Origin of the sequence: Bacteroides sp. D1, assembly GCF_000157095.2 — a bacterium.
Lineage (GTDB): Bacteria > Bacteroidota > Bacteroidia > Bacteroidales > Bacteroidaceae > Bacteroides > Bacteroides xylanisolvens.
The window spans coordinates 70,678-94,705 of record NZ_JH114345.1 but is presented as its reverse complement, the minus strand read 5'-3'; the positions used below and the strand labels follow the sequence as shown (position 1 = coordinate 94,705).

Genomic DNA, 24,028 nt, shown 5'->3' with positions numbered 1-24,028 from the left:
CTCATTAGGAGTTAATATCACATCTTGGAAGATAATATTTCCCAGTTGATCTTTTACTTGGAAAGTAACTTGATCGTCGATGTCTTCAAGAAAACGAACTTCAATAGAGTTTTCGTCTTGGGTAGCTTCTATTGGGATAGAATTTGGTGTTTTTTGGCATTTATGCCATCTTATAATTTTAGTTCTTTGTGTTGATAGATTATTGGCTTCTATTATCATGAATGGAATGCCAATTAATAATAGTAAAATGCTTAGTTTTCTCATATCTTTGATTGTTTTTTGCAAATTTATGGAGATATGAGGGGGAATGCAAATAAAAGAAGTTTTTCAGCGTGGACAAACAGTGCTTGATAATCAGTCGCTTATGATGTTTTGCGTGGACATCCTTTTATGTTGCTGATTATTTCTTCCTGAGAAGAGGTATTAGTGCATGTTTTCAATTAAATACTCATACAATGTAGCATTATTATCTGGTAATATTATATTCAGTTTTTGTCTAAGTCTGAGTCTTTTTTTTCTTACTGAGTCGACTGTAATGTTTAGTAACTTTGCTTCTGTGTTAGTGTCAAACCCTGATATATATAAACAGCAATACCAAAAGTCTTGCTCTGGTAAATCTGGGCATCGACTATATATGTATTTACGTAAATTCGGATAAATATATGTTATTTCATCTGCAATGAGTTTCCATTGCTTGTCTGTTATTAATGGCTTGTTATTTCTGGGCTTATTTTGGTTGGCTAGGTGTATTAGTTCTTTATGTAAAGGTGAATTCTCTAGAATTTTATTTTGCAATTGTTTATAGTTGGTGGTTAGGAGACTTATTTCTTCCTGCATTTCCTCATAGCTCTCATTTTTCTCCTTAAATGTATCTAACAATCTTTTTTTCTTTTCCAGTTCTAAAGAAACATAAAGCAAATCTGTCTTTATTCGGTTCAACTCTTCTTGTTGTCTTTGGATTTTCTCTTTTGCTTTCTTTCGATATAGTAGATATCCTATTATTATTAACAATAGTATTCCAATGCATATAACTAAAACTATAATGTAGCTTTGCTGTTTAATTTTTAATCTATCTACTTCTTTGCTGATCTTTAAATGATTATATTTAGACTCTATGTTCAATATCTTAGATTGGTTATCAGCATATATGATTGAATCAGTTATTTCGACGTATTCTTTCAGATTAGTAAGAGCTTCTTTATAATTCTTTTCTTCATTATAGATTTGGTAGTATAAATATTTAATGCTGTATGTATACTTTGGATTATCTTGTAGTATTTTGGATAGTAGCTCTTGTGCTTTGTTAATAGCCCCCGATGCAATATATAAGTCTATCAGTGCCATATAATCGGGCATTGTTTCTCTTCCTACCAATGCTTTGAGAAAGTATTCTTCAGCTTTATCATATTTATTTTGCATTGCATAAATATTCCCTAAGGCATTGTCTATTGATGCAGTGACTTCGATATTTTTAGTATTACGTGCTACAGAATCAGCTATAGTTAGAATTTTTAAAGCGCGTGATAACGAGTCTATGCATGCATATTCGCGTCCTACATCTCTTAATGCGCAAGCATAGCTATCTGTATTATTTTCTTTTTTGAAGCATTCGGCAGCAGCCTTATATCTTTTGATAGCTTCTGTCCGCATGAATTTCTCTCCATATAAATCGCCTATATAGCTATATGTATATCCGGTGAGGTTATTAAGCTTATTCTTTTCTGCAATGTCCAGTGCATTGGTATAAATAGACATTGCTTTATCATAATCTCCATCAGCAAAATAGGATCGACCTAAATAAATCAAGATTTGCACTTGTTCGTCAGGGCTACCATGTGAGGAATACCAGTCATAGGCTCTTTCTAATTGGTAAGTTGGTAGGATGCTATTAAAAATTTCGTCTGTAATCTTTCCTGATAACATACACCAGCGTGCAAAGGTTTTGTTGTCTAGTTTTTCAGGAGATGATATACCTTTTAGTAGGTTGGATGCACTGTCAGGATTTATGGCAATGGCTTTTTCTACTTCATTTAGCAGTCTGTCAGATACGGATTGTTGTTTGTTGCATCCTGATAGCACTAATATAGATGTTATAATTATAGCAATACTCTTTCTCATTTGTCTGTCGTGGTTTAGTTTCGTTGTAAAAGTAATCTTTATTTTCTATATTATGCTCTTTTATAGGGAGATTATTTTAGTTCGGGGGAAATAATAATTAGTACTGTCTATATCATACATTAAATTAATTTCAAATCTGCTTTTACTTTATTAAGTTCATGTGATCTAATTTGATTATTTCCCAGCTATTAATAGACTCTTTCTTATTTATAGTGAGAAAAGTTCCTTTCTATTAATACCTAAATTACTTTACTATAATTCTAAACTTGTTTTTCATTAATCGCAATCTATAATTGCAAGTTGCAATTATATAAATGAAGCTTTTGATTTTATAAATGAAAGCTTTGTTTATAAAAACAAAAGCTTCATTTAGAGATTGCCTTTAATGTTAGTAATCTTTTCTATTAGTGAAAAGGAAGTTTGGCATCAATAGAGAATAAGTTTATATCTAATAGATTGGAATCAGTCTATTAATCAAAATTCGGCAGAAAGGTATAGTGAATCGGGTGAAACCTATGTGAAAGGCAGACCTTCACCCGAAATCCCTTTATTCATCGATGTTTCAGAGTGGTGAAGGAGGTGAATGTCATGTTTAAAGAAAAGTTGCAGATGTGTGTAAGATAAAACATCTTGCACGCATCTGCAACGGTATCTTGCACAGGTTTATACTGCTATTAATCAAATAGATAAACTCTGGTTAGTGTAAGGTGCAAGATAAAATCGAACACTAAAAGGTTCTGTGGAAGTTCCGGAAGTTATCCCAAAAGCTCTTTTACTTTTGCGGAAATGGCACGTCCTTCTGCAAGTCCTGCCAGCTTCTTGGAGGCAACTCCCATGACCTTACCCATGTCTTTACCGCTCGTAGCACCTGTCTCTGCGATAATTTCCTTCAAAGCAGCTTCCAGTTCTTCGGCACTCATCTGTTTCGGCAGGTATTTTTCCATAACGGCTACCTGACCCAATTCTACGTCAGCCAAGTCCTGACGACCCTGTCCGATATAGATTTCAGCAGAATCTTTTCCTTGTTTTACAAGTTTCTGGATAATCTTCAGAGCTGCGTCATCTGTCAATATATCGTTAGCTCCCGGAGCTGTCTTAGCTTCGAGGAAGAACTTCTTTATATTTCTCAAAGTTTCGAGGGCTACTTTATCTTTCGCCTTCATTGCGTTTTTAATGTCTTCGCTGACTTGTTCGAATAAATCCATACTATTATAATTAAAAATTAAAGATTGAAAATTAGATCTGAAGCTTGATGCTGTGGGACTATAATTTTCGTTCTTAAGCTCTTTCTTTAGAATGTAATTACGCCGTTATCATCCGTAGCTTCTTCTGTTGCCACTTCTTCTTCCAATGCAGCTTTTGTCCGGATTTTAGTAAGAGTCGTCTTATCACGCATGTACGTGGGAGAATCTTCTACCATGGCGATGATATCGTCGTTGTCCAAATCTTCCGTGTTGAAAAGATAGATGTGACGGCGTTTGCGGAGGCTCTTGCTTCCGATATTGCTGGCACTTTCTCCGTATGCCTTGCGGATACGTTCTTTGTTCTTCTCTTTCTCTTCTTCCAGTTGCAGTTGGCGTTCTTCCTCTTCCTGGCTGCGTGCAGCATGCAGGCTGTCCATTCCGGGGACGTCTTCTACACCGAATCCGGTTGCCAATACGGTGATCTTTACTTTGGTATCCAGTGAGTTGTCGATGGCAACACCCCAGATCACTTCCACTCCTTCGCGGAACTTGCTCATGAACTCGTGTATCTCGTTCATCTCCTCCATCATTAGCTCGGATGACGGGCAGAAAGAAACGTTCAACATAACCTTTTTGGCATTGAAAATATCGTTGTTGTTGAGCAACGGAGAATGCAGGGCATCGTCGATTGCTTTCGTCACACGATTTTCTCCTTCGCCGAATCCGGTACTCATGATCGCTACTCCGCCATCTTTCAGGATGGTTTTCACATCGGCAAAGTCGAGGTTGACCGTACCACGCATGGTGATAATCTCGGCAATACTCTTGGCAGCGATGGAAAGAGTGTCATCGGCTTTGCCGAAGGCATTCATAAAGGTAAGGTCGGCGTATATTTCGCGCAGGCGTTCGTTGTTGATAACCAATAGGGCATCAACATGCTGGGCGATACGTTCGACGCCGTCCAGTGCCTGGATGATTTTCTTTTCTCCTTCGAAGATAAAGGGGATGGTGACGATACCGACAGTCAGAATATCCATTTCCTTCGCAATGCGGGCGATGACCGGGGCAGCTCCTGTTCCGGTTCCTCCTCCCATTCCGGCGGTGATGAATACCATCTTGGTGCCGTCGTTCAGTTGTGCCTTGATATCTTCTATACTTTCTTCAGCGGCGTCGCGTGCCCGTTCGGGACGGTTGCCGGCTCCAAGCCCTTGCGTGATGCTACGGCCCAGTTGCAGTTTCACCGGGACAGGTGATTCGGCCAATGCCTGGTTGTCCGTGTTGCAAAGAACGAACGTTACATCATGGATGCCTTCCCGGTACATGTGGTTTACAGCGTTACCACCACCACCACCTACACCAATCACTTTGATGATCTTCGGTGAATCTGTCGGGAAATCGAATTGTACTATCTCGTCCATAATAATATGATTTCTGATTTATGATTTCTGGTTTCTGAACTCTGATTTTTGAATCTTGATTTATAAGTTATGATTTATGATATAGCGCGCAGCCAACTCATAAATCATAATTCATAAATCATAACTCACTTCATATCGTCGTCGGAGAAGATTTCTTTCGTCAACGAGTCGATCTTGCGCTGAATCCAGCTCGGACCGGCTTCTCTTTTCCGTCTTTCTTTCTCTTCCTTTTCCTTTTGCTTGCGAAGTTTTTCCGCTTCTTTAGCAGCTAACTTGGCTTCACGCTCTTCTTCCTCTTTCTTGAGGCGGGCGAGGCGGGCCTGTTCCTTCAGCTCCTGGTCGTCTTCAAATATGTCTGCGGTCCTATGCACTTCCGGCTCCGGTTTGGAGACTGGCGGTACAGGAGCAGCAGCTTGCGGGGCGGTTTCAGTCAGGCAACAGTTTTGGTTCCCTTCAAACAGTAGACCGAACAATGTGTTCTGTGAACCGTCTTTTTTTAGTATATTGTTGGGGGCATGGACCGTATTGCGTGGAAGTTTCGCCATCCGTATCTTTTCTATCTTGCTGCGTTTGCGCAAGGTTTCGTCCAAGTTCTTCAGGTTGGCGGCTCCTCCTGTTAGGATAAGTCCTGCCAGCAGTTTGTCTTCGTAGCCGGATAGCTGAATCTGGTTCCATACGTTGGCAACGATTTCTTCGGCACGGGCTTCGATGATATTATTAAGGTCTGCCACTTTGATGATACGGTTGTCATCCTCCAGTTTGCAGGTAGCTTCTTCCTCTTGTTCGGGGTCTTCTTCGTAGAGGGCGTCACCGTAGGCTTTTTTCAGGCGTTCGGCTTCTTCCTCCTCCATTTGCAGGGTGGTGATGTCACGCGTGATGCTGTTGCCTCCCAAAGGTAATACGGTGAGGAAGCGAAGGATGTTATTCTTATATACAGAGATGGTAGTCGTATCTGCTCCGAAGTCGATCAATGCACAACCCGAACGGCGTTCGCTTTCTGTCAGTACGGCATTGGCTGTTACTAGCGGGGCGATCAGTTGGTCGGCAATGTCGATTTTTGCCTGCTGGAAGCAATGCTCCAGATTCTTGCGTACGGAAGCACGGGCAACGATGTTGAGGAAACGTCCTTCGATGTGGCTTCCTACCAGACCTACCGGGTTGGCTTGCAGATTATTGCCCACCTTGTATTCTTGCGGAGCTACGTCCAGTATATCCATATCAACCACCGGGATGGCAATGTTCTCATCACCGATAGCGCTTACAAGTTCTTCGGATATGATGGCTTCTTCTTCCAGGTCGCGGCTTACTACATTGCGGACTGTGCGGAGTGATTGTCCGCCGATGCCTACATATACCTTGGCAATTGAGTTTTTCAACTCACCTTCCAGTCTGTTGATGATCGAGGTCAGGCTTTGCGCTGTTTTGTCCAGATTGAAAATAACTCCTTTACGAATAAACGTAGAAGAGTCTTCCTGGGCATACGCTAATACCTGCATACTTCCGTCACTGTTCTTTCTTCCGGCCACACCGGTTATCTTCGATGAACCAAGTTCAATAGCGGCGATAAATTCTGTTGTTGCCATATATATTTATTTACGATTTTACGATTTACAATTTACGATTGAAAAAAGATTGTTCACTCCTCATCTGTCAACTATCAATTATCAACTATCATTTATCATCTATTCTCGTTTGGTGCAGATAATCTGGTTGTTGAATTCGAGGTTGATACGCGAATATTTGTTCCAGCCTACCCGGTTGAGTCCTTTCTTGTAGAACTCCTTCAAACGTGCCAGTTTATCTTCAAAGTTTTCCAGTTTTCCGAGATAGACGAGATGGTCTCCCACACGCGGCACCAATTCGATGTTCTGGTCGGGCAACACATGGATCTGCTCTATCTGGGCGTCCCAGAATTTATTATTATGCAAAAATACACCAAACTTATATAAATCCTTCATTGCAAACGACTTTTCTACGTTTCCGGTGACAATTACCCGGTGAGCGACGCATTTTGCATCCGGTGGCATGACGGTTCCTTTGTTGTCAAGGTAGTAATTTTGACCGTTGGAGCTCATCACCCGAAGAATAGGGATACGTTGTGTCACTTCCACGCATACTTTGCCGCTGGGTGTTTTGTAACACTCGGCTTCGTCAATCAACGGATGTTTGCTTAGTTCCCGTTCCAGTGACTTGGTAGAGATGCGCTCCATCTTCTTCCCGATGGGGTAGATTCCTTTGTGCTGAAGGATACCTTTCAGCTCTTCTTTGGTGATGAAGCCGGCGTATGCGGTATCCTTGATAACCAATTCCATGTCACGGCAGGTCTGGTCGGCAGGCTTGCGGTTGAATGCGGTGATAGCTACGGCGAGGTAGGCTATAAGCACCAGCATGACGATGGATAGAAGGATTCTCTTTACCATAGTTTTTTTATTAATGAAGAATTAAGAATGAAGAATGAAGAATTGCTGCGCATCAATACGCTGGATAGAGATTCTTCATTCTTCATTATTCATTCTTAATTTTTTTGTTTCTAATAGTTCCTTTATTTCAGGGACATAGTTGTCGATGTCTCCAGCCCCCAAAGTGATTAATACTTCAATGTTTTTATCTTTCAGAATGTTCAGTATATCTTCCTTTTTGCACATACTTTTTTCAATGCCCGGACGGAGATTGTCATAAATCAGTTTGCTGGTGACGCCCGGAATCGGTGCTTCACGTGCCGGATAGATGTCTACCAGAATCACTTCGTCGAGTAGCGACAGGCTATCGGCAAAATCTTGATAGAAGTCGCGGGTGCGGGTGTAGAGATGCGGCTGGAAGATGGCTGTGATCTTCTTGTCCTTGTAAAGTTCGCGCATAGACAACACGCTCTGTTTGATTTCAGAGGGGTGGTGGGCGTAGTCACTCAAAAAGACGATACGGTCGTTCTTGATCTTGAAGTCGAACCGGCGGTCTACTCCGCGGAAACTTGCCATGCCTCTTTTTATTTCTTCATCGGTCACCCCGTTAAGGTGTGCCAATGCCATGGCGGCTACGCCGTTTTCTATGTTGATGCTAACTGGAATTCCCAGTTGAATATCGTTGATACGGGTGTCCGGGGCAACAAAGTCGATGAATATTTCTCCGTTTCCGATGCGGATATTTTCTGCATGGAAGTCGCCTTCGTCACGTGAGTAAGTATAGACACGAACACCCGGCTGCACTTTGGGTTGCAGGGAGATGCCTTTGCGGATAATCAGTGCGCCACCCGGTTGGATAAGCGTGGTATAATGCTCGAAACTTTCCAGGTAGGCTTGTTCTGTGCCGTAGATGTCCAAATGATCGGGGTCGGTAGATGTAATTACGGTCATATAGGGCGACAGCCAGTGGAAAGAACGGTCGAACTCATCTGCTTCAATCACCGTGTAAGGGCTTGTTTGAGAGAGTAGCAGGTTGGTGCCGTAGTTCTTCGAGATTCCTCCGAGAAAAGCGGTACATTCCACGTGCGATTGATGGAGCAAATGGGCTGTCATTGTCGATGTGGTTGTTTTTCCGTGAGTACCTGCCACGCACAGACCTTTGCTCGAATGGGTAATTGTTCCCAATACTTGGGCGCGTTTCTGTATTTCGAATCCGTTGTTGCGGAAATAAACGATTTCTTCATGTTCCTGCGGAACGGCGGGCGTGTATATGACTAACGTGCTTTCCTTGTCTTTGCAGGCTTCGGGAATCAGGTCGACGTTTTCTTCATAATGTATTTGTGCACCTTCAGCGATCAGGGTTTCAGTCAATGGAGTAGGGGTACGGTCGTATCCGGCCACTATCTTTCCTTTGAAGAGAAAGTAGCGTACAAGTGCACTCATACCGATGCCACCGGCACCTACGAAATAGACTGATTTTATCGTTTCTATATTCATTTCTTCTGTTTTTTATTTTAGTACGGATTACGTCGTTTGATCCCGGAGTTATACCGCTACTTCAACCTGTATGCAATCCGATAATCTATTTATCTGTTTTTTCTTCTGTTTATCAGCTCTTTGCTTCCGCCAGTTTGATAACCTCCTGTGCGATGATTCTCGCAGAATCGGGCAAAGCCAGCTTGGCGATATTCTCTGTCAGTCCTTTCAGTTTCTGTTCGTCATTGACGGTGGATAATGCTACATCCATCAAGGTTGTTTCCGCTTCACTGTCTTTGACGTAGATCGCTGCCTGTTTATTCACCAATGCTAAGGCATTCTTAGTCTGATGGTCTTCCGCTACATTGGGCGAAGGCACTAAGATAACAGGTTTATGTAACAGGCAGAACTCTGAAATAGAACCTGCCCCTGCACGGGAAATCACAAGATCGGCTGCTGCGTATGCGGCTGCCATGTCTTTGATGAAATCCGTTACATATAAGTTCGGAAGTGTACCTGCAGCTTTTACGGCTTCTTTCACTTGCGGGTAATAGTATTTGCCCGTTTGCCAGATGAATTGCACGTCCGTGTTTTCTTTGATGGTTGCCAGTCCGGCTGTCAGCGTATTGTTGATGGTACGTGCACCCAGACTGCCGCCTACAATCAGAATCGTTTTTTTGCCGGGCTGTAAGTTGAAGGAGCGCAATGCTTCTTCTTTAGACGGCATATCCTTTGTCAGGTTTTGGCGGACAGGATTCCCCGTCATAATAATTTTGTCGGCAGGGAAGAACTTTTCCATTCCGTCATAAGCTACACAAATCACTTTTGCTTTCTGTGCCAGGAGCTTATTGGTCACTCCGGCATAAGAGTTTTGTTCCTGGATTAATGTCGGTACTCCCATCATTCCGGCAGTCTTTAGTGTCGGGCCGCTTGCATATCCGCCTACACCTACCGCCACTTGTGGGCGGAAGTCCTTGATAACTTTGCGTGCTTTCCACTGGCTGCGCATCAGTTTAATCAATACAGATACATTTTTCCATAAACGTTTGCGGTCGAATCCGGCAATCGGAAGCCCGATAATACGGTAGCCTGCATCAGGAACCCGTTGCATTTCCATACGTCCTTCAGCACCTACAAAGAGAATTTCTGCGTCGGGGCGTAGCTCTATTATAGCGTTTGCGATAGAGACGGCAGGAAAGATATGTCCTCCTGTTCCTCCACCACTGATAATAATTCTAAGTTCTTTTTCCATCCTAATTCTTTTTCTATCCGTTGTTCAACGTTTTTCGTTCACCACTCACCGTTCATCACTTACCGTTTATCAATATCATGCTCATCTTCAAACTTGGCATCGCTGTTCAGAATCTGTGCTGTCGGTTCGGCGGCAGTCTGTGCCTCGGAATTTGCAGCTGCATCTGCCTCTAATTGCAGTTGGATCTGTGCATCGTGCGCTTTTTGTTCTTCCAGATGGGCGGTATATCGGCTTACACTTAATATCATACCGATATAAGCGCAGTTGATTAACGTACTTGTACCTCCTTTGCTGACCAAAGGCAGGGGCTGGCCGGTGACGGGGAATAATCCGACGGCAACCATCATATTCAGTATTGCTTGCGACACCAGTAGCAACGCAATGCCCATAACGAGAAAGGCGGGGAAGGTTCGCTCGCATTTCTGGGCGATTCGTCCGGCTCGCATCAGCAGCCATAGATAGAGGAACACCACAAATATTCCTCCGATCAATCCCATTTCTTCAATCACAATCGCAAAGATAAAATCGGAGAATGCCTGACTAAGGAAGTCACGTTGTATCGAGTTTCCCGGACCTTTGCCGACTACATGGCTGGTAGCAATGGCGATGCGTGCATGCGCCACCTGTGCATCTTTATCAATATCAAATTTGGCAGCCGGCACTTCCTCCTTCTCAAAGAAGCCGGAAACACGATTCTGCCACGTTTCGAAACGGTGAAGTCCCGGAGTGTTATGCAGCGTTTTAGCGGGAATAGCCATCAGTATACCTACGGCAACACCGCCCACAAGTGCCAATATTCCCAACATTCCGAATAGCTTTTTTGCTGACACCCGGCCGATAAACATCATCATGCATACTACTCCGAAAAGCAGCATTGCTGTCGAAAGGTTTTCCGGTGCGATAAGCAGGAATACCAGTCCGGTGAGGATCATGATATATTTGAAGGCGTTCGGGTTGGCTCCGTATTCGTCCTGCCTTTTGGACAGGATGAATGAGACGGCAATGATAACTGCCATCTTTGCCAATTCCGAAGGCTGGAACTGTAATCCCATAAAGGTCATCCAACGGGCTGCCCCGTTGACACGGTCCCCTGTGATGATACCCATCAGCGTGACAAATGCCAATAGAACCAGGGAAATCGGATACAGAAAGACCGGAAATACCTGGAACCATTTGTAGGGAACATTATGCAGAAACACTACTACCACAGCACCTACCATCAGGATGATGGAGTGTTGTGTAATCGGTCCCCAATGGTCGCCACTTTTGTAAGTCAGTGTCGACGCTGCCGAGAACACCTCGATAATAGAGATGAGGCAGAGACAGAGGAAGATAATCCAGATTACCTTGTCACCTTTGAATATGTTCTTTAATAAATCCAATCTTATAGCAATTAAAAATTAATAATTAGAAATTATAGGGCGCGGACACATTCCTTAAACTGGTCGCCACGGTCTTCATAGCTCTTGAAGAGGTCGAAAGAGGCGCAGCAAGGGCTCAATAATACTGTTTCACCTTTCTTTGCCAGTTTGTAGGCAGCTTCTACGGCATCCTTCATTCCGGTTTGTACGTCTGCTACGGGCAGGCCGAAACGATCGAAGAATTCGTGAAGTTTTTCGTTATGAAGTCCCAGGTATACCAGTGCCGAACACTTTTCGCGTACCAGGTCTTCAATTTCAGTATAGTCGTTGCCTTTATCTTTACCACCGAGGATCAATACCGTTTTGGTAGTCATGCTTTGCAGGGCATACCAGCAGGAGTTGACATTCGTTGCTTTAGAGTCGTTGATAAAATCAATTCCGCGGACACGTGCCACCTTTTCCAACCGATGCTCTACTCCCTTGAAGTCGGAGAGGGCTTTACGGATGTTTTCTTTGGCGATGCCGGCAAGGTTTGCCGAGATACCGGCAGCTAAAGAGTTATATAGGTTATGTTGCCCTGTCAGAGCCAGTTCTTCCTGCTCCATGTTGAAGGCAATCGGTTCGGTGATTTTCACTTCGTGGTCTTCTACGTATGCGATCGCTCCGTCTTCTTTTACAGCGGCAAAAGGATACAGGTGAGCTTTCAGACCGTGTTTCGCCAGTTCTTGTCTGATGATCGGGTCGTCATTCCAGAAGATGAAAGCATCGTCCGGGGTTTGGTTTTGGGTAATGCGGAATTTAGCGTCGATGTAATTCTGCATACAGTGGTCGTAGCGATCAAGATGGTCCGGAGTGATGTTCATCAATACGGCGATGTTCGCACGAAAGTTATACATATTATCCAGCTGGAAAGAGCTAAGTTCGATAATATAATAGTCATGGTAATCTTCGGCTACCTGCAAAGCAAGACTTTTGCCGATGTTGCCTGCCAAACCTACGTTCAGACCTGCGCTTTTGAAAATGTGGTAGATCAGGGAAGTCGTTGTAGTCTTTCCGTTAGAACCTGTAATACAGATCATTTTGGCATCAGTATAGCGTCCGGCAAACTCAATCTCGGAGATCACCGGTGTGCCTTGAGCTTTTAGTTTCAGGATGATTGGGGCATCATTCGGGATACCGGGGCTTTTGATAACCTCGTCGGCATTCAGAATGAGCTCTTCGGTATGGTGTCCTTCTTCCCAGGCAATCTGATGGCTGTCGAGAAGTTCCTTATATTTGTCCTTGATGGCGGACATGTCCGAAACAAACGTCTCAAATCCTTTTACTTTTGCGAGTACGGCTGCACCTGCGCCGCTTTCGCCAGCTCCTAAAATTACAATTCTTTTCATCTACAATAATGTGCTCCTGTTTCCAAATATGCTGAATTGCTTATTAGTTGCGCACATCCTTTAAAAGTTAATAATCGGGTTGATACTCTCTATAAAACTTGGCTTCCGAATGGAAACCCGGCTCCGGCACCTTGCCGGTTATCTTATTTTTAATGTTATAATTGTTATTGCCGCCAATACAATCGTTACAATCCAGAAACGGACGGTAATCTTTGATTCGTGGAACAGCTGGTCGGGCTTGGTGAATTTCACCGTACATCCCGGCTCAATCAGGCTCATCGAAGTACGGAAATGATCGTGAATCGGTGTGCGCTTGAACAAACGTTGCTTTACACCTTTCCGCTTTCCTGCCTTATAATAAGCCCGTTGCAGGATTACCGACAGATTTTCTACCAGGAATACACCGCAAAGAATCGGTATCAGCAACTCTTTGTGGATAATGATGGCGAACACTGCGATGATACCGCCAATGGTGAGGCTGCCTGTGTCTCCCATAAATACTTGTGCCGGATAAGCGTTGTACCATAAGAAACCGATAAGCGCACCGATGAAAGCACAGATATAGATTACCAGTTCTTCCGAACCCGGAATATACATGATATTCAGATAGCCTGCGAACTCGATATGTGACGATACATACGCCAATATCCCCAGCGTTGCGCCGATAATGGCCGAGTTTCCGGCCGCCATTCCGTCCATACCGTCATTCAGGTTGGCACCGTTTGATACGGCGGTAACCACGATGATTGTAACGATGACGAACAAAATCCATCCGGCTGTTTGCGCATGCTCGCCCATGAAAGAAACCAAATCGGCATAATCAAGGTTATTGCTCTTGAAAAAAGGAATCGTTGTCTGGGTCGATTTCAAATCATTGGTTCCGTGTATCACTTCCATCTCCTGTCCCGGATTATGAACTTCGATATTCTCACGGATCACTACGTCCGGGCTTAGATACAAAGTCATTCCGACAATTAAACCTAAACCGACCTGACCGATAATCTTGAACTTACCATGCAAACCTTCTTTGTCTTTTTTAAAGATCTTGATATAGTCGTCTGCGAAGCCGAGCGATCCCAACCATACGGTGGTTATCAGCATCAGTATCATATATATATTATGCAGTTTACCCAACAACAGACAAGGAATCAGGATGGCTACAATGATGATAACACCTCCCATGCTCGGCACGCCTACTTTGTTGACGCCGAACGGGTCCGTTTTAGCATCACGCTGCGTTTCTGTGATTTGTTTCCTTTTGAGTAGGTTGATGAACTTATCTCCCCAGATACTTGAAATAAGTAACGCGAGGATCACCGCCATCAAAGCACGGAATGAAGTATATCCGAACATTCCCGCTCCTGGAAAATTGAGCTTTTGCAGCCATTCAAATAGATAATATAACATAAATAATTTGCCAATTTATTGATGTGTTGCTATGTCGCTTCTGCCGGATGAATACCAGAGCCAGTCGGCATATTAGCACAATCTATTCATTATTTAAAAATTTCTTTGAGTACTTCTTTATCGTCAAAATGATGTTTTACTCCTTTTATCTCCTGGTAATTCTCGTGTCCTTTTCCGGCAACGAGGATTACATCTCCTTTTTCTGCTAGCATGCAAGCTGTGCGAATCGCTTCTTTACGGTCGGCAATGCTGATCGTTTTCTTCATATCCTCCGCATCCAGTCCGGCAAGCATATCGTTGATGATGTCTTGCGGCTCTTCGAAGCGCGGATTATCTGAAGTGATGATGACGCGGTCACTGGCTTTGGCAGCTTCCTTTGCCATGATGGGACGTTTGCCCTTATCACGGTTGCCACCGGCACCCACTACTGTAATCACTTTTCCTTTTCCTTCAAGTACTCCATGTATGGCATTCAATACATTAATAAGTGCATCCGGAGTATGCGCATAATCTACAATCGCTGTAACTCCCAGTGGAGAACGGACCGCATCGAAACGTCCGGCTACCGGATGAAGCGTGCTAAGGGCCACAAGCACCTCTTCTTCTTTCTTACCCAACAGAACGGCGGCCCCGAATACTGCCAGCAAATTGGAAGCATTGAACTTGCCGATAAACTGAACTGCCAACTCGTGGTTGTTGAAGTCGAGCAACATTCCTTCAAAATGAGACTCCAATACCCGTCCTTTAAAGTCACAAAGGCTTCTCAATGAATAAGTATAGACCTTAGAACGTGTGTTCTGTGTCATCACCAGTCCGTTCTTATCGTCCAGATTGGTCAGGCTGAATGCGCTTTTCGGCAGATCGTCAAAGAACTTCTTCTTTGCTTTCAGATAATTCTCTACTGTTTTATGATAGTCGAGATGGTCGCGGGTCAGATTGGTAAAGATCCCTCCTGCATACTTTAATCCGCTGATACGTTTCTGTGCAATGGAGTGTGAACTGACTTCCATGAAAACATATTTGCATCCTTCATCCGCCATTCGTCCCAATAGACGGTTCAACGTGATGGGGTCGGGTGTGGTATGCTCTGTTGGGATCGGCTCATCGTCGATATAATTGCAAACGGTAGAAATCAACCCTACCTTATATCCGAAATAACGGAATGTATTATATAATAAGGTGGCGATTGTTGTTTTTCCGTTCGTTCCGGTAACGCCAACCAGTTCCATCTTGGAAGTGGGGTCGCCGTAGAAAGTAGTAGCAATCTTTCCTACCGCATCTTCACTGTCTTTGACTTGTATATAGGTGATCCCCGCAACAGGTTCTTCCGGCATATCCTCGCAGAGGATAGCAGTCGCTCCTTTCGCTATGGCAGCAGGTATGTAGGCGTGGCCGTCGGCTTGTGTGCCGCGCATTGCCATGAACAGTTGGCCGGCTTCCACTAGACGGGAGTCAATATTGACTCCGGTGATTTCTATGTCTGAATCTCCGGCTACCTCTACCGGTTGGATCGCTTTCAGTAACTCCTTTAATAACATCACTCTATTTAATTTTTAATCTTTAATTTTTACTTTAGCGTCAGCGTCACCGTTTGTCCCTTCTTTACGATGGTTCCATTGGCTATCGACTGGCTTTTCACTTTGCCTACCCCGACCAGATTGACTTTCAATCCTTTGCTTTCCAACAAGTATACGGCGTCTTTCGCTCCCATACCTATCACGCTCGGCACAAAGTTCTGCATATTGCTCCGGCTTTCAAGAACCACAGCTTGCGGAGCAACGTGCGTATTCCCCCACACTTCTTTTCCTGAATCGGCTACTTTACCTTGTATATTAATCTCCAGCTCTTCCAATACCCGTTGCGCTTCGCGCATCTCTCCGGCTTTTACATTCGGAATGACTACGGAATTGGTGTCAATTGCATTGGTAAGCGGCAACCGCAGGTCTTTGGCATACACTCTTTCCGCAATCTTGCTGAATACACTACCTGCCATCAAACCTCCCGAAGCCGGCAAGCCCGGTTTCTGGATAGAGACAATCATACTATATTTAGGTGCCTCTGACGGAAAATATCCGCAGAAACTAACCAGGTAATTCGTTCTTCCCGTTTTGTATCCGGCTGCCCCCTGTGAAATCTGCGCCGTTCCCGTTTTGCCTGAAACGTGGAACTGCTTACTCCCTGCAGGCTTGGCAAGTCCCTCACCGACCACTTTCCGCAGTATTTCACGAATCTGTGCCAAAGTCTTATCCGAACAAATCTTAGGATTGATAACCTCTGTCGGATATTCTTTCACGACTTCCCCGTCTTTCACGGCAGCTTTGACAAATTTCGGACGTACACTGACTCCATTATTGGCTATTCCATTGTAGAACGTCAGAATATTGATTGGAGGAACCTGTGTCTCGTATCCGATACTCATCCACGGCAAAGTGGTCTTTGCAAAATAACGTTCTTTCGGACCACGGATATTCGGCTTCCCTTCTCCTGAAATCTGTAGGTGGAGCGGTTGGTCGATACTCATCCGTTTTAACCCGTCTACGAATTTCTGTGGATTGCTACCATAGAAATGATCTATAATATAAGAGGTACCGACGTTGGACGAAACTCCCAGAATTTCTGTAACAGTCAGCTTCCCATATCCTCCACGGTGCCAGTTGTGGTCTTTCATGACACGTCCGTACATCGGCATCTGTCCGTTGCCGGTGTCTACCACATAGTCCGGAGTAATCTTGCCGTCTTCGAGAGCTACCATAATAGAAGCCGTCTTGAAAGTGGACCCCGGCTCAAGCATATCACTGATGGCATTGTTACGCATTTCGTAATACTCGCCGTCCTTGCCTTGCATCATGTTGACGATTGCTTTCACTTCTCCGGTAGCTACTTCCATCAATACCACCACGCCTACGCTGGCATTCAGTTCTTTCAGCTTGTCTACCAATGCTTTCTCGCAGATATCCTGCATGCCTACGTCGATGGTACTAATCAAATCGCAACCGTCAACCGGCGGCACATCGACAATGTTCAGGTATTTGTTCATCACTTTTTGGCGGTGCGTCAGTCCGTCCCGTCCTTTCAGGATAGTGTCGAAAGCAAGTTCGATACCATTTCTGGCTCCTTTGGCTGTATCTGCATACACATCTCCCAGCGTACGGGCAGCCAGTGAACCGAAAGGTTTCTTGCGCTGATTGTATGCTAATTCTTTAAATCCGCCTTTATACCGGTTCAAACAGAAGACGGGCAGTCTCTTTACCTCTTTATATTGTATATAGGAAATACGTTTCGGATAAATCAGATAATTACGGCTTTTTGCCTGGCGTCCTTTCTTGAGGTGTGCTTTGAATTGGGCTGCACTCCTGTCCGGGAATATTTTGTGAAGTCCGATACAGATGGAATCCATATTGGCATTGAGGATGGAGTCCCGGCGTGCCTGATCTTTCCGTCTGCGTTTTTCGTCCTTCTCACCAGACATAAAGTCCATATAGATTCTGTACTCGGGTAGCGAACTGGCCATCAGTTTACCGTCAGAAGAAATGATGTTTCCACGATTAGGTTTCACCGTCACATTCTCTTTTACGAAACGATCAGCCACATCCTGCCAGTATTGTCGTTCGGCAAACATGGTGATGCCTGCTTTTACAACAATAGCTATTCCTATCAACGCCATCAACAGGATGACGAAGAAGTAACGGGTCATTATGTTCTTTTTATTAACTGCCACAGTATTTGTCTTTTAAAAACTCTCAATTCTCAACTCTCCACTCTCCACTTATTTAATAAGGTAAGGAGGATGGGTTGATGTTTGCAAATCGCTTTCCTTATTTGATATATAATCTTCAATGCGTGACTGGCGGCTCTTCTCCATCAGTTCCGAGCTGCGCGTCAGTGCGTCGTATTTAATGTCTATCAATTCCTTTTTCAGCCGGTCTATCTCGATCTGTTGCTGTTGACTGGCATAACGATTGTGAATGTAGAAGATGATGAATACCATGATAAGTACCAGCAACTTCGTTTGACGGCGGAAAAAATCGGTAGCCAGAATGTCTCCACCCAGAATACTCTTCAGCGAGGTGCGGTTTTTCTTTTTGCCCTCTTCTGTTTTCTTATTTACTACTTCTTCTTCCATATCTTTCTATTTCTTTTCTGCAATTCGTAATTTGGCACTTCTCGACCGTGGGTTCCGTTCTATTTCTGCCTCGTCGGGGACGATTACCTTATTATTGACAAGGCGGAAAGGCGTTTGTAGATTTCCGAAGAAGTCGGATTCTGCTTTTCCTTCTACGTTGCCCGTCTTCATGATGTTTTTCACCATGCGGTCTTCCAATGAATGATAAGTGATTACCACCAGTCTGCCGCCCGGCTTTAGTGCTTCCGTAGCTGCCAGCAACATCTCTTTCAGCGCTTCCATCTCTTGATTTACTTCGATCCGCAGTGCCTGGAACACTTTTGCCAGCTCTTTCTTTTCGCGTTCACGACCGAAAAGCGGTTTGATGATTTCCAGAAACTCACCGATAGTCCGGATGTACTGCCCGCTTCTGGCTTTAACGATGACCGAAGCCAGTTTGCGGCTATTCTTCAGCTCTCCGTACAGGTAGAGGAGGTTTGCAAGACGTTCTTCCTCGTAAGTATTCACGATGTCTGCTGCCGTAATTCCGGCACGCTTGTTCATACGCATATCCAGCGCTCCGTCGAAACGGAAAGAAAAGCCGCGTTCGCTATCATCGAAATGATGGGACGATACGCCGAGGTCGGCCAGGATTGCATCTACCTGCTCGATGTCGTGATAGCGCAGGAAATTTTGCAGGTAACGGAAGTTGCTGCGCACGAAGATGAAGTGAGGATCGTTGACAATGTTCCGTTCGGCGTCCTCGTCCTGGTCGAATCCCAATAAACGTCCGCCTTCTCCGAGCCGTGAAAGTATTTCGCGCGAATGTCCCGCTCCTCCGAATGTAACGTCTACATACGTTCCGTCCGGTTGGATATTCATCCCGTCAACGCTTTCTTTCAGCAATACAGGTACATGGTATGTCAATTCATCTTTCTCCATCTTGTCTATTATCATCGTTCATAATTTCTTCTAATGCTGCACCGAACTCTTCAGGCGACATGAAAGGCTGTTCTGCCCGCTCTTTCGCCCAGATCTCTATCTTATTGTCGATGCCGATAAAACGTATATCTCCATGAATGCTGCAAATCTGCAAATATCGTTTGGGGATTAATATACGTCCGTTGCTGTCAGGTGTCACCACTTCAACGTCGCTCACAAACTGTCTGAAAATGAGTTGGTGTTTGCTGTTCCATTTGTTCAGCCTGCTGCGAAGCTCGTTCAACTCCTCGTTCCACACGCTCTCGGGGTACAGGGTCAAACAGTCCTGAAATACGTCTTTACGCATAATAAGCCTCTCTTCGGAAGCTGCTTGTAGTTGCTTCCTGAAGGTAGCGGGTATGAACACCCTTCCTTTGGCGTCCGCCCTGGCTTCAATATTTCCTAAAAAACGTATCATTACCTTATTATAATAAGCGACCGTAAAAGTATGAAATTCCCCACAATTCCCCACAACTTTCCATAAAAAACTTTCAGAGAAGTTTTCAACAGAATGTTAAATGTCTATTTGCTTGAAAATGATGCGGCTTTGAGAGTAGTCTGCTGGTGGGGGAGTTATGGCAGTAAAACGGGAAAAAATGTCTGTATAGGTGAATTTTAAATAATAGGGTAGTGAAGACTTCTTTTGATGCAATAGGAATTTGTACGACACCCGGGTCTCATCATACCTGACACCCGGGTGTCAGACCCATTGAGACCCGGGTGTTGTAGGTGTTGAGACCCGGGTGTCGTGCAACTAATCTTAGTAATAAAAGAAAAGGCGGAATATACCGGAGTATTTCTGCCTTTTAATCATTATCAAAACTAAAATCTGTATTAAAGAAGTATGTGATCCGAGATCACCAATTTATATAGTTAAGGTCTAGCGGAAGTCTTTCAATTCTTCCTGTAATTTCTGGCGCGTGAAGAAAATACGGCTCTTTACTGTGCCTAGCGGGAGGTTCAGTTTTTCCGCAATCTCACGGTATTTGAATCCTGAAACGTGCATGGCGAACGGAACTCTGTATTCTTTGGGGAGTTTGTTGACTACACGGTGCATCTCTTTCAGGTCGTATGCTCTTTCTGTACTTTCTGAACTTCCGTCCTGTGGTAAATTCAGATGATAAAGATTGTCCGTCTGATCGACGAATGTCTGGTCGCGGACTACCTTGCGGTAGTTGTTGATGAATATGTTGCGCATGATGGTATACATCCATCCTTTGAAATTTGTATCAGGGGTATATTTATCTTCATTATCTAATGCTTTTAATGATGTCTCCTGCAACAAATCGTTTGCTTCTTCACGGTCAGTTGTCAGTTTATAAGCGAAGCGTAGTAATTCATCTTGTACTCCTACTAAATCTTTTCTGAAGCTTAAACTTTTCATATGTGTTGCTTTTTAAAGGTGAATATTCGTTTGTTATTTTCGATGTTGCAAGTTTACGTGAATTTCTGAAACCCGATAGGGGGAAATCCGACGTTTTTATGCCCGAAAACTATCCGCGGATAGTTTTTAGGTTGTTTTTGATAGTTTTTGGGTGGTATTTTTTTATCTTCTGAACTTAAATCCTGCATTTTCTACCAAATTATTGCGATTAATAAAAAAGAACCGTTAATTTTGTGCCATCATTTTTATTTGAAAAGAATGACTGATGACTCTTTATTTTTGATTGATGTCGATAAGATACTTCGGACAAAGGCTCCGAAGCATTATAAGTACATCCCTAAATTCGTGGTTTCTTATCTGAAGAAAATTGTTCATCAGGATGAAATTAATGTATTCCTGAATGAGTCGAAGGATAGATTGGGTGTGGACTTTCTGGAGGCATGTATGGGCTTTTTGGATGCGAAAGTGGACGTAAAAGGCATTGAGAATTTGCCTAAGGATGGATTGTATACTTTTGTGTCCAATCATCCGTTAGGCGGACAGGACGGTGTTGCGCTTGGTTATGTGTTAGGAAAGCACTATGACGGGAAAGTGAAATACCTGGTGAATGATTTGTTGATGAATCTACGCGGATTGGCTCCCCTTTGCATACCTATTAATAAAACCGGCAAACAGGCAAAAGACTTCCCGAAAATGGTGGAAGCCGGATTTCAGTCGGATGACCAGCTGATAATGTTCCCTGCCGGACTGTGTTCGCGTCGTCAGAATGGAGTCATTCGTGATCTGGAATGGAAAAAGACATTTGTAGTAAAGAGCATACAAGCAAAACGTGATGTAATACCCGTGCATTTCGGCGGTAGGAATTCTGATTTCTTCTACAACTTGGCAAATATTTGCAAGGCATTGGGTATCAAGTTTAACATCGCTATGTTGTATCTTGCGGATGAAATGTTTAAGAATCGCCACAAAACTTTTACTGTCACTTTTGGCAAACCTATACCCTGGCAGACTTTTGATAAATCGAAAACCCCTGCGCAGTGGGCTGAATACGTAAAGGATATTGTTTATAAACTGTAACTGATAGAACAACTATAACAAGGAATATGGAAGAGATTATTAAACCGGTAAGCAAAGAACTGCTGAAGGCAGAATTGACGGAAGACAAACGCTTACGAATGACGAATAAGAGTAATAATCAGATTTATATTATTACTCATCAGAATGCTCCTAATGTAATGAGAGAGATTGGTCGTTTGCGTGAAATAGCTTTCCGTGCTGCTGGTGGAGGAACAGGTCTGTCAATGGATATTGATGAATACGACACGATGGAACACCCCTACAAGCAGTTGATCGTATGGAATCCGGAAGCGGAAGAAATTCTGGGTGGTTACCGGTATCTGCTTGGTACGGACGTGCGTTTTGATGAAAAAGGCGCGCCAATTCTGGCTACTTCCCACATGTTTCATTTTTCTGATGCTTTTATTAAAGAATACCTGCCGCAGACAATTGAGCTGGGGCGTTCGTTTGTTACGCTTGAATATCAGTCTACCCGTGCCGGAAGCAAAGGATTGTTTGCTTTGGATAACCTGTGGGACGGGTTGGGAGCGTTGACCGTGGTTATGCCGAATGTGAAGTATTTCTTTGGCAAGGTGACCATGTATCCTAGCTACCATCGTCGTGGCCGTGATATGATTCTTCATTTCCTCAAGAAACATTTTTATGATAAAGAGAAACTTGTTACTCCGATTGAGCCTCTGCAACTTGAGACTTCCGAAGAAGAGTTGAACGCATTGTTCTGCAAGAGTACTTTTAAAGAGGACTATAAGATATTGAATTGTGAAATCCGTAAATTGGGCTATAATATTCCTCCGTTGGTAAATGCGTATATGAGCTTAAGCCCTACGATGCGTATGTTCGGAACAGCTGTCAATTACGAGTTCGGTGATGTGGAAGAAACCGGTATCCTGATTGCTGTAGACGAAATTCTTGAAGATAAACGAATTCGACACATCCAGACGTTTATTGAAAGCCATCCGGATGCGTTGAGATTGTCTTCTTGTGAAGGGGAAGAGGTTTTTACTCCTAAAGTGGTTACACCGCAGGCAGACTGTTCCCGTTAATTTTACGATAAAGATCAAGAGCAAAGACGTCGGTCATTCCCGATATATAGTCAAGTACCGCCTGTATTCTTTCATAGAGTACGGGCGAATTTATATTGTATTGGCTGGATACCCGGTCGATCAGGAGTTTGGAATAAGCCTTCTCGGGTGAGGTTACGGCGTCTATCATCAATTCTAGTAAGGTACTGATGATGCGGAATCCCGCTAGCTCGATATCCAGTACGTCCCGTGAACGGTAGATTTTATTGATAGATACTTCGACGCTGTGTTTGTAGGCTGCTGCCGGACGTTCGGCTATGCGCTTGATTAGTGATCCTTCGAACGTGCCGGACAGTATTTCTTGTTCATGATCTAAAAAGACACGGGTACACTCCCGGATCAATAAACCGATGACGGAAGAACGCAGGTAGGCGATTTGCTCGTTGACATCATTGACAATCAGGAATGTTTTCCGGAGATGTTCCTGCCGCTCTTCGCTGAAATAGGTCATTAATAGTTCTTTGGTTTCTTCAGTAGTGAGAATCTTCAGCTTATATGCATCCTCAATATCCATCATCTGATAGCAAATATCGTCTGCCGCTTCCACTAAATAGACTAGTGGGTGGCGTGCATACTTCAAAGGATGCTCGTTGAGCAAGGTCAGCCCTAATTCAGTTGCTATTTTTTGGAAACTTTCTTCTTCGCTGACAAAGAATCCAAACTTTGATTTGGTTCCTGCAAGGCTCGATGAAAAGGGATATTTCACGATAGAAGCCAGAGTGGTATATGTCAGGACGAATCCGCCTTTGCGACGTCCTTCAAACTGATGTGTCAGTATTCGGAACGCATTTGCATTTCCTTCAAAATGTGTCAAATCTTCCCATTCCATCGGAGAAAGTTGCTCGCCGTTCGGCTGCTTTTCTTTCAGGCGAACTCCTTTTCCTTCAGAGAAAAAAGTAGAAATAGCCTTTTCACCTGAATGACCGAAAGGCGGATTCCCCAAATCGTGTGCCAGGCAAGCGGCCGAGACGATAGAACCGATCTCCGGCAGGAAAGAATCTTGAAGTTCCGGATGACGTTCCAGAAGTGCTTTGGCAACATCGTCCCCGAGTGAACGCCCAACGCTGGCTACTTCGAGACTGTGCGTAAGTCGGTTGTGTACAAAAACGCTGCCCGGAAGAGGGAATACTTGCGTCTTGTTCTGTAATCTGCGGAAAGGAGCCGAAAAAATAAGACGGTCATAGTCCCGTTGGAATTCGGATCGGTTTTCCTGTCGTTCTTCATGGAATTCTTCCATCCCGAAACGTTTCGCTGATATTAGTTGTTTCCAATTCATCATTTTATTTACGATTTAATGATTTGCGATTTGATGATTGATGAATGTGTCAATTGACAGTTGGTATATTAGTACCTTGCCTTATTAGCACATTATTTATTATTTAACTGCAAACTTAACTAT

At 43.8% G+C, this 24,028-nt stretch carries 20 protein-coding genes; 2 read left to right on the top strand and 18 right to left on the bottom strand.

Annotation, left to right across the window (positions count from 1 at the left end; translation table 11 throughout):
• The 17 genes from BSAG_RS06545 to BSAG_RS06625 all read right to left on the bottom strand — a co-directional run.
• The coding region (locus BSAG_RS06545; protein WP_032852346.1) for a hypothetical protein at nt 1-264 on the bottom strand (264 nt) is incomplete at its 3' end.
• Between the two features lie 159 nt (nt 265-423).
• Nucleotides 424-2,118 carry a tetratricopeptide repeat protein gene (locus tag BSAG_RS06550; RefSeq protein ID WP_004309504.1) on the bottom strand — a complete coding sequence of 565 codons (1,695 nt, stop codon included), beginning with the start codon at nt 2,116-2,118 and terminating at the stop codon, nt 424-426.
• 755 nt (nt 2,119-2,873) lie between these two features.
• The gene (locus tag BSAG_RS06555) at nt 2,874-3,323 is read right to left on the bottom strand and encodes a GatB/YqeY domain-containing protein (RefSeq protein WP_004315398.1); all 450 of its coding nucleotides are present in this window, start codon (nt 3,321-3,323) and stop codon (nt 2,874-2,876) included.
• Nucleotides 3,324-3,409: 86 nt separating this feature from the next.
• A complete protein-coding gene (ftsZ, locus tag BSAG_RS06560) occupies nt 3,410-4,720 on the bottom strand; it encodes a cell division protein FtsZ (RefSeq protein ID WP_004309506.1) in 1,311 nt (436 codons plus the stop codon).
• A 125-nt stretch (nt 4,721-4,845) separates the two neighbouring features.
• The gene (gene ftsA, locus BSAG_RS06565; protein ID WP_004315397.1) at nt 4,846-6,303 is read right to left on the bottom strand and encodes a cell division protein FtsA; all 1,458 of its coding nucleotides are present in this window, start codon (nt 6,301-6,303) and stop codon (nt 4,846-4,848) included.
• 99 nt (nt 6,304-6,402) lie between these two features.
• Nucleotides 6,403-7,140 (bottom strand): cell division protein FtsQ/DivIB, encoded by a 738-nt coding sequence (locus tag BSAG_RS06570; protein ID WP_004315396.1) that lies wholly within the window; start codon nt 7,138-7,140, stop codon nt 6,403-6,405.
• Between the two features lie 75 nt (nt 7,141-7,215).
• Nucleotides 7,216-8,616: a UDP-N-acetylmuramate--L-alanine ligase gene (gene murC, locus BSAG_RS06575; RefSeq protein ID WP_004315394.1), complete on the bottom strand. Its 1,401-nt coding sequence runs from the start codon at nt 8,614-8,616 to the stop codon at nt 7,216-7,218.
• Nucleotides 8,617-8,728: 112 nt separating this feature from the next.
• On the bottom strand, nt 8,729-9,847 hold the full coding sequence (gene murG, locus BSAG_RS06580; RefSeq protein WP_004315393.1) for an undecaprenyldiphospho-muramoylpentapeptide beta-N-acetylglucosaminyltransferase: 1,119 nt from the start codon (nt 9,845-9,847) through the stop codon (nt 8,729-8,731).
• A 59-nt stretch (nt 9,848-9,906) separates the two neighbouring features.
• A complete protein-coding gene (locus BSAG_RS06585; protein ID WP_004315392.1) occupies nt 9,907-11,229 on the bottom strand; it encodes an FtsW/RodA/SpoVE family cell cycle protein in 1,323 nt (440 codons plus the stop codon).
• A gap of 32 nt (nt 11,230-11,261) precedes the next feature.
• Entirely contained in the window at nt 11,262-12,596 is a 1,335-nt protein-coding gene (gene murD, locus BSAG_RS06590) for a UDP-N-acetylmuramoyl-L-alanine--D-glutamate ligase (protein WP_004298208.1), read from the bottom strand.
• 138 nt (nt 12,597-12,734) lie between these two features.
• Nucleotides 12,735-14,003, bottom strand: coding sequence for a phospho-N-acetylmuramoyl-pentapeptide-transferase (locus tag BSAG_RS06595; RefSeq protein ID WP_004315389.1), 1,269 nt, complete (start codon nt 14,001-14,003; stop codon nt 12,735-12,737).
• Between the two features lie 89 nt (nt 14,004-14,092).
• Nucleotides 14,093-15,541: a UDP-N-acetylmuramoyl-L-alanyl-D-glutamate--2,6-diaminopimelate ligase gene (locus tag BSAG_RS06600; protein ID WP_004315387.1), complete on the bottom strand. Its 1,449-nt coding sequence runs from the start codon at nt 15,539-15,541 to the stop codon at nt 14,093-14,095.
• 29 nt (nt 15,542-15,570) lie between these two features.
• A complete protein-coding gene (locus BSAG_RS06605) occupies nt 15,571-17,697 on the bottom strand; it encodes a penicillin-binding protein (RefSeq protein ID WP_004315385.1) in 2,127 nt (708 codons plus the stop codon).
• Between the two features lie 72 nt (nt 17,698-17,769).
• Nucleotides 17,770-18,126: an FtsL-like putative cell division protein gene (locus BSAG_RS06610; protein WP_004315383.1), complete on the bottom strand. Its 357-nt coding sequence runs from the start codon at nt 18,124-18,126 to the stop codon at nt 17,770-17,772.
• A gap of 6 nt (nt 18,127-18,132) precedes the next feature.
• On the bottom strand, nt 18,133-19,047 hold the full coding sequence (gene rsmH, locus BSAG_RS06615; protein ID WP_008018849.1) for a 16S rRNA (cytosine(1402)-N(4))-methyltransferase RsmH: 915 nt from the start codon (nt 19,045-19,047) through the stop codon (nt 18,133-18,135).
• Nucleotides 19,034-19,504, bottom strand: coding sequence for a division/cell wall cluster transcriptional repressor MraZ (mraZ, locus tag BSAG_RS06620; RefSeq protein ID WP_004315379.1), 471 nt, complete (start codon nt 19,502-19,504; stop codon nt 19,034-19,036). Before mraZ ends, rsmH begins: the two co-directional genes overlap by 14 nt.
• Nucleotides 19,505-19,966: 462 nt before the next feature.
• Nucleotides 19,967-20,470: an RNA polymerase sigma factor gene (locus BSAG_RS06625; protein WP_004315377.1), complete on the bottom strand. Its 504-nt coding sequence runs from the start codon at nt 20,468-20,470 to the stop codon at nt 19,967-19,969.
• A gap of 258 nt (nt 20,471-20,728) precedes the next feature.
• Between BSAG_RS06625 and BSAG_RS06630 the strand changes: the two genes are divergently transcribed.
• Both BSAG_RS06630 and BSAG_RS06635 read left to right on the top strand, forming a co-directional pair.
• Nucleotides 20,729-21,547 carry a 1-acyl-sn-glycerol-3-phosphate acyltransferase gene (locus BSAG_RS06630; protein ID WP_008642784.1) on the top strand — a complete coding sequence of 273 codons (819 nt, stop codon included), beginning with the start codon at nt 20,729-20,731 and terminating at the stop codon, nt 21,545-21,547.
• Between the two features lie 26 nt (nt 21,548-21,573).
• Complete coding sequence (locus BSAG_RS06635) at nt 21,574-22,590, top strand: GNAT family N-acetyltransferase (RefSeq protein ID WP_004315373.1); 1,017 nt, start codon at nt 21,574-21,576, stop codon at nt 22,588-22,590.
• Here the strand turns inward: BSAG_RS06635 and BSAG_RS06640 are convergent.
• Nucleotides 22,562-23,908: a deoxyguanosinetriphosphate triphosphohydrolase gene (locus tag BSAG_RS06640; protein ID WP_008642786.1), complete on the bottom strand. Its 1,347-nt coding sequence runs from the start codon at nt 23,906-23,908 to the stop codon at nt 22,562-22,564. The two genes, BSAG_RS06635 and BSAG_RS06640, sit on opposite strands and share 29 nt — an antisense overlap.
• Nucleotides 23,909-24,028: the final 120 nt, after the last annotated feature.